This is a genomic window from Rhizobium rosettiformans W3 (assembly GCF_004912135.1).
In the GTDB taxonomy this organism is placed as follows: domain Bacteria; phylum Pseudomonadota; class Alphaproteobacteria; order Rhizobiales; family Rhizobiaceae; genus Allorhizobium; species Allorhizobium rosettiformans.
Map to the genome: position 1 here is coordinate 1 of NZ_STGU01000039.1, position 8,205 is coordinate 8,205.

At 56.4% G+C, this 8,205-nt stretch carries 10 protein-coding genes; 6 read left to right on the forward strand and 4 right to left on the reverse strand.

Annotated elements, in window-relative coordinates:
- On the reverse strand, positions 1-191 hold a 191-nt coding region (locus tag FAA86_RS24870), incomplete at its 3' end, for a hypothetical protein (protein ID WP_205910069.1).
- Positions 192-1,301: 1,110 nt separating this feature from the next.
- On the opposite strand from FAA86_RS24870, the gene FAA86_RS23810 reads away from it, so the two are divergent.
- From FAA86_RS23810 to FAA86_RS23820, 3 genes are all read left to right on the forward strand, one after another.
- Positions 1,302-1,604, forward strand: a complete 303-nt coding sequence (locus FAA86_RS23810; protein ID WP_136543741.1) for a bactofilin family protein — start codon at positions 1,302-1,304, stop codon at positions 1,602-1,604.
- A complete protein-coding gene (locus tag FAA86_RS23815; RefSeq protein WP_136543743.1) occupies positions 1,601-2,554 on the forward strand; it encodes a tyrosine-type recombinase/integrase in 954 nt (317 codons plus the stop codon). The genes FAA86_RS23810 and FAA86_RS23815 overlap by 4 nt, the downstream gene beginning before the upstream one ends.
- Positions 2,555-2,783: 229 nt before the next feature.
- Positions 2,784-3,068: a type II toxin-antitoxin system RelE/ParE family toxin gene (locus FAA86_RS23820; protein WP_136543745.1), complete on the forward strand. Its 285-nt coding sequence runs from the start codon at positions 2,784-2,786 to the stop codon at positions 3,066-3,068.
- 40 nt (positions 3,069-3,108) lie between these two features.
- On the opposite strand, the gene FAA86_RS23825 is transcribed toward FAA86_RS23820, so the two are convergent.
- The 3 genes from FAA86_RS23825 to FAA86_RS23835 all read right to left on the reverse strand — a co-directional run bounded on the left by FAA86_RS23825 (position 3,109) and on the right by FAA86_RS23835 (position 5,507).
- Entirely contained in the window at positions 3,109-3,399 is a 291-nt protein-coding gene (locus FAA86_RS23825; RefSeq protein WP_136543747.1) for a type II toxin-antitoxin system RelB/DinJ family antitoxin, read from the reverse strand.
- A gap of 82 nt (positions 3,400-3,481) precedes the next feature.
- Positions 3,482-4,681 (reverse strand): XRE family transcriptional regulator, encoded by a 1,200-nt coding sequence (locus tag FAA86_RS23830; RefSeq protein ID WP_136543749.1) that lies wholly within the window; start codon positions 4,679-4,681, stop codon positions 3,482-3,484.
- A 31-nt stretch (positions 4,682-4,712) separates the two neighbouring features.
- Positions 4,713-5,507, reverse strand: coding sequence for a hypothetical protein (locus FAA86_RS23835; RefSeq protein ID WP_136543751.1), 795 nt, complete (start codon positions 5,505-5,507; stop codon positions 4,713-4,715).
- Positions 5,508-5,885: 378 nt separating this feature from the next.
- On the opposite strand from FAA86_RS23835, the gene FAA86_RS23840 reads away from it, so the two are divergent.
- The 3 genes from FAA86_RS23840 to FAA86_RS23850 form a co-directional block, all read left to right on the forward strand.
- A complete protein-coding gene (locus FAA86_RS23840; RefSeq protein WP_097143348.1) occupies positions 5,886-6,092 on the forward strand; it encodes a hypothetical protein in 207 nt (68 codons plus the stop codon).
- Positions 6,092-6,664: a hypothetical protein gene (locus tag FAA86_RS23845; RefSeq protein ID WP_246035186.1), complete on the forward strand. Its 573-nt coding sequence runs from the start codon at positions 6,092-6,094 to the stop codon at positions 6,662-6,664. Before FAA86_RS23840 ends, FAA86_RS23845 begins: the two co-directional genes overlap by 1 nt.
- Before the next feature lie 58 nt (positions 6,665-6,722).
- Positions 6,723-8,205, forward strand: a 1,483-nt coding sequence (locus FAA86_RS23850; RefSeq protein WP_136543755.1) for a ParB/RepB/Spo0J family partition protein, incomplete at its 3' end; no start/stop codon positions are given.

Here is an 8,205-nt window from a genome sequence, read left to right on the forward strand (position 1 = left end):
GCGGGATCGCCGATGGTCGACACATCATTAACTGCGTGAGGTTTCTCAAATGCGGCGCCAAAATCCCAAGTTCCAAACAACGGCATAGCCTGAGGGAATGGGGCTTGCACTTCGGTTTCCACTGAGCCACGGACCAACTGGAGGTGGCCGAGATAGCCAAAGACGCGATTTCCAACCAACGATATCGTCATACAGTTATCTCCCTATCATTTTCCTATAACGCTCAAAGATAGGCCCACGAAGAAGATCGTAAGACCCGCGAATGTCCCAGCAGCTGGAAGGAGGCTTGGCGTAGTTGAATAGCGCCTCCTCATACAGAAAAAGACGACAATGGGACCAACGACGTTGGTCACCAGGTGTAAAGCTAGAAAATAGCTGAATTTAGTTTGAATCTGCGATAGCAGTTGTATAGAAACCCAAAGCCAACAGCCCAAAATTACTGCACCACTCAACCAACATACTAACGCTAAGGGACAACCGTATTTTCTTTTAACACGCCAGCTTTCGGGCAGAAGAACTATCAGGCCCGTTATCGCGCTCAACGTGAATGCCATAAGGTGCTCCGCGTCTTGGCCGACAGATGCTCAACAACTCCATTAAGGCGCAGGAGGCGGACTATTGCAACCCAAAATTTACGAACCAGCAAGTTGCCTGAAAGGCACAAGGTGCATTTTGCGGAAGATTGGAGCGACAGATCGAACGAGGGCAGTAATTCTCGCAGCGGTAGTATCGCTTGCGCCGCTATCTGCGATCGCCTTCGCCCAAGAGCCGGCACATTCCCAAGGAAAGGGAGCGGTCCTATGTGTATGGTTGATGTATTCCAGCGCACTCCATACAGGGGAAAAATGCTTTCGGATAGACGATGCTGATTTCTTAAGTGTCCTCAGATCGGGGTTAAAAGGTATCGAAGCGTTTATATTTCGAAATTCAAATGTAACGGCTAAAGATCTTGCAGAATACAACAGCCGGCGGCCTGCATTCGTCGCTCTTCAGTGCTCTCCAGACAATGAGATTGTCAGGCTTTATCATAGCGTCAAACAGCAGGGTATCCGACAGCTTCAGCAAAACATCGACGCTCTTTTGGCAGAGGAACGCCCCGCCCTTTCGAACCCTTGTCTCTGATCGCGCGTCATCTGTGGGCGACACTGAAAGTGTAGACCGTTGAGCACAATACCGGTCTTTCGTGGGGATATGGCATGTCTTTCGCCTTGATGGGACACGAACCTACGACCATTCCGCGAGCTGACACCAAGGTGCTAATTATATGTGTTAATGTCCTTTATCACACATAGGAGGGCGCTATGGAATTCTTCAATAAACAGATCGAGGGCACATTGACCCTGGAGCAGGACCTCGATTTCCATGGAATGATCAACGGCAACCTGACCGTTCCTAGCGGCCGAATCTTGATGATGCATGGAATGATCAATGGTGACCTTGTCGTGGATAGCGGTGGCCGAGCCCATGTTGCCGGCACCGTCAACGGCACCGTCATCAACCACGGCGGCGAAGTCACCGTTGAAGGCACTGTCTACGCGGTCCGGGATTTGGATCTGACGCACCCGACCCTGATTGCCGCGAATGCCGTTGTGCGGCCGCGATGAGCGAGCTGACGATTATCGCTGACCGTTTGCCGGCTATGCTGCAGGCGACCGGCGAGCCTGCCCGAATCCGATTCCTCGAATTCTTCACGGCTAACATCCGCAATCCCAATACCCGCAAGGCTTATGCCCGCGCGGCCTGTGAATTCCTGACCTGGTGCGAGGCACGGGGCGTCACTGCCCTTCCCGTCATCCAGCCGATGCACGTTGCCGCCTGGATCGAGGAGCTGGGCCAGAGCTACTCTGTGCCAACGGTTAAACTACGCCTTGCCGCCATCCGGCACCTGTTCGACTGGATGGTAACAGGACAAGTTATGCCCACCAATCCCGCCCATGCGGTTCGGGGGCCGTCGTACTCCACGAAGAAGGGAAAAACTCCCGTGCTTGCGCCAGAGGAGGCGCGGCAGCTCCTGAACAGCATTCCAGCCGATACCGTGGCGGGCAAGCGAGATCGCGCGTTGATCGGCCTTATGACTTATTCTTTTGCGCGGATCGGCGCGGCGTTGGCGATGGAAGTCCGGGATGTGTATGTACAGAGCCGCCGCCTATGGGTTCGGTTGCATGAGAAGGGCGGTAAGCTGCATGAGATGCCCTGTCACCATACGCTCGAGGCGTATCTGGACGAGTATATCGAGGTCGGAGGCCTCAAGGATCATCCGCGCAGTCCGTTGTTCCGGACGATCGGGCGTGGCACCGGCATACTCACCGAGACCCCCCTCCCCCAGGCTAACGCCTATGCCATGATCCAGCGCCGCGCTGAGGCGGCCGGAATAGATACGGCTGTGTGTTGCCATACCTTCCGCGCCACCGGCATCACCGCCTATCTGAAGAACGGCGGCACGTTGGAAAAGGCCGCGCACATGGCCAATCACAGTTCGACCAGGACAACGCAGCTCTATGATCGACGCAGCGATGAGGTGAGCTTGGACGAGGTGGAGCGGATATTAATCTGAAGGACAGCAACAATCGCTATCCGCCATAGAAATATTTTCCTATAGCTATTGACTTACCATTAAAAGTGGTTTAACATAGAAGAATAGACGTCTGCCAACAGGCAGCATCGTTAAAAGCGGCGACATGCGCCCATGCAAGTTAATTCCTAAGCAGTCTCTAACTTGCATATTGAGGCGATGTTGTCAATCGAAATGTCAACATTTAGGAGACGACATATGGAAGTACGTAATGCCCAGTAATGCCCTCACGGTTGAGTGGGGTGAAGATGCCCTGAATGACATCAATAAGATGGTTGATTTCATTAGTGAATCTAATCCACAGGCTGCTAGGAGGCTGGTGGATCAGATCGAGCAACACGTCGAGCGCCTGCCGGCTTTCCCGTTGAGCTATCGGACCGGTCGTGTTGCCGGCACCCGCGAGATGACGGTCGGAAAGCACATTGTGGTCTATACCGTTGGTGAGACCGAAATCCTTATTTTCCGGGTTCTGCACTCTGCTCAGCAGTGGCCCTGAAAGGTGATGCTCTGGTGCGTTCACACGCACCCGAGCATTTTTATTTCGTCTTTGCGTCGAGGTTCGCTCTGATCGCTGCCATAGCTTTGGCATGGGGTATTCTCGGGCGCGTATCCTCCATGGCTTCTTTGACTTTGGCGCGAAACCACTCATCATAGGCTTCGGGATCTGTCGTTAAGCCGACAGGAAGCGCACCCTCCTTTTCAATTCTGGTGAGAAGAATTCTTACCGCGTCAGAGATTGTTAGGCCAAAGTTTGCCAGGATCTCTGAGGCGTTTTGCTTCAGTTGGTCGTCGATACGAACGTGAAGCATCGAAGATTGAGTGCTCATTTGGATCTCCTTGGTGAGACGTTTGTATCTCAATTGAGATACAAACGCAAGGAAAATGTGAGAAATGCCTGAAGGTTCCCACCTAGCCCTTGCGCGATGGGAAGGGCAAAATCGTCGATGCGTCACCGGTGGTGCGATCCGAAACGGATTCGCGCAGTTTCAGCCCTATGACTTCCGCATTTCTCGAAAACCATCCTGGCGGCAAGGCGGTAAGGTTTTCGATGTCTCCGGCCTTCATGGTAAATTCTACGCTCAGGAGGTCGGATTTGCTACGCACGCCCGAATCGACGATCAGCTGCAGGGCGTTGGCAAGAACTGTCGGCTCCGAGATTGGCCAGTTCTTGTCCAAGGGCTCTTCCCGGCTCCATCCCTTGGCCGAATACAGCTTATACAGTGACGTCGCATGGTCAGCAGGGATGATGTCCAGATCCGAAAGGCGCCGTATCTGCGCTTTTACCGAAACCCGCCAGCGCTCCTTTAGGGACAGCAGAGACGCAAGGGAAGCGCTCTTTACCTCATAGGAATATGTCGTTGCGGGCATCAGGAATGCGCTCGCAAACCGAAACGCCTGGCGCTCGATCTCCTTGAGATCCTTCTTCAGCTCTTCCTCGGTAACGTGGCGATGCAGGATTGCATGACCGAGTTCGTGCGCGGCATCCATCTGCCGGCGCGGGAACGACATCTTGTCCGTCGACAGCAAAATATGCGGCCGATTGCCTCCTTGAGCCCAGCTGCAAAGACCATCTAGTTTTGAAGTCCCCATTTCAATGGAGCCGACAATGCATCCAACGCGTTCAAGCAGGGGCATCATATCGATGCACGGGCCATCACCGACGCTCCAATGGGCACGGAGGTCCGAGGCAATCTGTTCAATGTCTTCGTCACGGAGCTGCTTATAGGACGCGCCCTGCAATACGTCCGGAATATCGACCTCCGGGAAATCCACGTAGTGCTCCACGATGCTGCTGATTTCCTGCAGCCAGTGCATCTGGGATTCCTGGTAGTTCAGATCTTTCACCAAGGTCGATGCCAAGGTGCGGTAAAACAGAGGCCGGTCGCTGTTGGCGACCGGTCTAAGAAAAAACTCTCTGCGAACGTGAAGGTGAGCCGCCAACTCGGCTAAGGCATCGGCATCAGGGGCGCTGGTCCCGTCCTCCCAGCGGGTAACGGTGCTGGGGTTAACGCTAATCAGAGTAGCCAATGCCTTCTTGCTTAAAATTCGCCGTGCTGCTCTCGCCTCTATCAATCTTTCAGGGACGAATCCCGGAGTTCCTACACGCATGCAATTCCTTCCCCGGCTTTGTCAGCACGGGTCACTTCGTATCTCGGTCGTTGTCGTTGTCGCCATCAGGCTTCTCTGGAGGTACAAACGGTTTGATCGTCTTTTTCAAGCTGATGATCGGTGTTTTCGCCCCAGTACCAGACGACGGCGCGGTTACCGGCTCATCGGCATAACCTTCAAGGTATTTGTCGAGCGGCTCGTAGAAAAGATATTGCTCATAGGCCGCGTCGATAACACCGATGGCAAATTCGCTGATCTTTCCGCCCCTCTCACGGTCACGAGCGACAAGGAACAACACAAAAATGTCGCCGATCTTGGGCCCTGTTCCATCAAGGTCAAGGCGCGGGGAAAGGTAGTAGTTGAGCGTTACGCCAGCCTTGCGCGACACGTTTTTGACGGGCAGCGCTTTCGGCTCCGGCATTGCTGCAAGACCAAAGATGATCCCCTGCCCATTCACCTCAAACCGCATGAAAGGCTGGAAGATCTTCAAATCGGTGAGAGGTATGATGCCGTTTTCGAGCAACTTGCCACCGTGAAGTTCACAGGTTTCCCGAAACGCCTTCTCCATCATGCGAAACCGGGCATGCCCCTCCAGCTCTCGGCTTGGCTTGGGGTCGAGGCCAGCGTGGTCGCGTACCATCGTGAACGCCTTGAGTGCGGAAGCGCTCAGCCGGTCTTCCAGGTCTAGGTAGAGATTCTTGAACAAGGCCGGCGGGAACCGTCTTTTGATATAGTGCTCCACAGTGCGCTCCGCATCGAATTGCAAAATACAGGATTTATATATTAAAAAATTGCGTAAAGAGCAAGCGGATTGAATGACCTTCAATTTGGCATCCCTGAAGAACTTGTGGGCACGTCTCTCCGTGACCAGGCTCTATTCCGCCGCGGCTGTGCCGCAGCTCCACGGAACCCCGTTCCGGGTTTCCGCCGACAAGCGGTGACGATCCTTCGTGCATACGGCATTCTTGCCGGGAAATGACGCGCGATTGCGCGAGTTCGTTTGTCTGATGGGGGAACCGAGGGCCTTGCCCTTCTCGCCCCCAAAATAGCCTTCCGCCCAGCTTCCTGCGCGCCCGCCTGGCGGTCGCTCCGTGCAGCCGGTTCCCCGCGAAGGCTATTTTCCCCCTCCATCCCACCGCTCGCGCGGCCCCGGGAAGCAGGACGAGGTCCTGCTTCGCAGTCCAAGGAAAGAAAGGACAAGGGAATGTGCGAACCTACTTTCGAGGAATGGTTTTTCAGCTTCGCGGGCGAGCTTGCCCGGCTCAGCGGTGAACTGCCGGATTTCGATGCCGCCTATGACCGGTATTTCCCAGCTTATGAGAACGGCATTTGCGGCGGTACATGCGCCCGTCAGGTCGCCGGGATCGGCTCGGCCGCCGTCTATGCCGACGAATGGGAGGATGCCGAATGATGCGTTTTGCCCCCTCACGCGATTTCTATATCCCGAAAGACTCCGTGAAGATCGCCGACAAGGCGGGTGACGGCCTTGTTTACATATACACCAGCGCCAAGGGCAGACCCGCCGCCATCGCCTTCCACGGCAAGGCCGCAAAGCCCGATTGGCACCACAGCTTTGCCAGCGCCGATGCCCGCGAACGCAAGATCAGGGAGCATTTCGAAGGGCGGCGGCGCTGGGCCGAATGGAAACAGGAACGCTGCGACGAGCGCAAGAAGCCCCATGGTTTCGAAGTCGGCCACGTTCTCTACGCCTCATGGGGCTACGAGCAGACCAATATCGACTTCTATCAGGTGACCAAGATCATCGGCGCCTACATGGTTGAGGTTTGCGCCGTCAGCCAGATTTCCGCCGACAAGGGCGATGAGCCGTGGATGACCGGCAAGGTCGTTCCCCACCTCGACGCCTTCACCGGCAAGCCCATGCGTCGCCGTGTCAACGGACGCTCCAAATCCGTACGCATCGACAATGTGCGAACTGCCTTCCTCTGGGATGGACGCCCCATCAACTGGACCGGCTACGCCTGACGGCCGCTCCCCTCCCCCACTGACATTTTCCGATTACATCAACATGAGGACCACTCCCATGAACGCTATCACTGTATCCGAAACCGCCGCTGAAGCCGTCGCCGCCGAGATCGAGGACAACGCCCCCGGCATCACCTATCTGTCATCGGACGCCAAGGAAATTCCGCTTTCCCGCCTTGTTCCAAGCCCTGCCAACGTTCGGCGCTTCAATGCCGCCGTCAATGTTGGGGAACTGGCTGACAGCATCGAGGCGCATGGCCTGATCCAGAACCTCACTGTCCGGAAGGCGAAGCGCGGCAACAAATACGAGGTCGTCGCCGGTTCGCGCCGCCTTGCCGCCCTCACCCTTCTGGTCAAGGAAGGCCGACTGGACAAGAGCATGCTCATCACCTGCAACATTCGTTCCGGTGACGACAGCGACACCGAGATTTCCCTTGCCGAGAACACGCAGCGCGAGGCCATGCACATCGTGGATGAGATTCTGGCCTATCGCCAGCTTGTCGAGGACGGCATGACCCCGGAAAGCATTGCCGCCCGGTTCGGCCAATCCGTCGCCACCGTGCGCCAGAGGCTCAAGCTCGCCAATCTCTCCCCGCGCATCCTCGACGAGCTGCGCGAGGATAAAATCCGCATCGATCAGGCCAAGGCGCTGGCGATCTGTGACGACCACGCCGCGCAGGATCGGGCATGGTTCGAAACGCAATCATGGAACCGCGACCCCTATTCACTCCGTGCCATGCTGACCCGCGATCATGTCCGCAGCACCGACAAGCTCGCCTTGTTCGTCGGGATCGAGGCTTACGAGGCCGCCGGCGGTGCGATCATGCGCGATCTGTTTGCCGAGGCCGACACCACGTTCCTGACGGATCGCGCTCTTTTGGTGACGCTAGCGAACAGACAGCTTGAACAGGAGGCCGATACCCTCAAAATCAAGGGGTGGAAATGGGTGGATGCAGGACTCGAGGCTTCAGCCATCCACAATGGCGGTTTCGCCCGTATCTTCCCCAAGGACAACGTTCCGACCAAGGTCGAACAGTCCGAGCTTTCCACCTTGGGCGAGCGTTTCGATGAGATTGCGGGCCGCATCGAGGACTATGCCGAAGGCGATCCGGCAATTGATGCCGACGAGGCCGAGCTTGCGGAGATTGAAAGCCGCATGGACGCAATTCGCAGCGCTGCCAAGGTCTACGATACCGGGGAGAGGGCGCTGGCCGGATGCATCGTAACCATTGGCAATGGTGGAACCCTGCGGATCGAGCAGGGGCTTGTCCGGCCTGACGATCTGGCGGCGCTGCGTTGCTTGCGTAATCCGCAGTCCGCAGAGCAGGCCGAGGAGGTCACAGAGAGCGGCGAAGCCGCCAGCGCCGGGAACATCCATGGCCTTACCGCTGGTCATGGTGATGACGATGGCGAGGCAGAGCAGGCAGTGACCTATTCGGCGGCGCTCATTGAGGAGTTGACCGCGATCCGCACCGCCGCCATGCGCAACGAGCTGGTGACGCGTCCGAACCTCGCCCTTGCCGTCATGCTCTACCCCTTGG

What these genes read in the sequence shown, in the direction of transcription:
- FAA86_RS23830 (WP_136543749.1), bottom strand. Translation starts at nt 4,681, where the DNA reads ATGCGTGTAGGAACTCCGGGATTCGTCCCTGAAAGATTGATAGAGGCG.
- FAA86_RS23845 (WP_246035186.1), top strand. Translation starts at nt 6,092, where the DNA reads ATGCGTTTTGCCCCCTCACGCGATTTCTATATCCCGAAAGACTCCGTG.
- FAA86_RS23820 (WP_136543745.1), top strand. Translation starts at nt 2,784, where the DNA reads ATGCCCAGTAATGCCCTCACGGTTGAGTGGGGTGAAGATGCCCTGAAT.
- FAA86_RS23815 (WP_136543743.1), top strand. Translation starts at nt 1,601, where the DNA reads ATGAGCGAGCTGACGATTATCGCTGACCGTTTGCCGGCTATGCTGCAG.
- FAA86_RS23810 (WP_136543741.1), top strand. Translation starts at nt 1,302, where the DNA reads ATGGAATTCTTCAATAAACAGATCGAGGGCACATTGACCCTGGAGCAG.
- FAA86_RS23840 (WP_097143348.1), top strand. Translation starts at nt 5,886, where the DNA reads ATGTGCGAACCTACTTTCGAGGAATGGTTTTTCAGCTTCGCGGGCGAG.
- FAA86_RS23825 (WP_136543747.1), bottom strand. Translation starts at nt 3,399, where the DNA reads ATGAGCACTCAATCTTCGATGCTTCACGTTCGTATCGACGACCAACTG.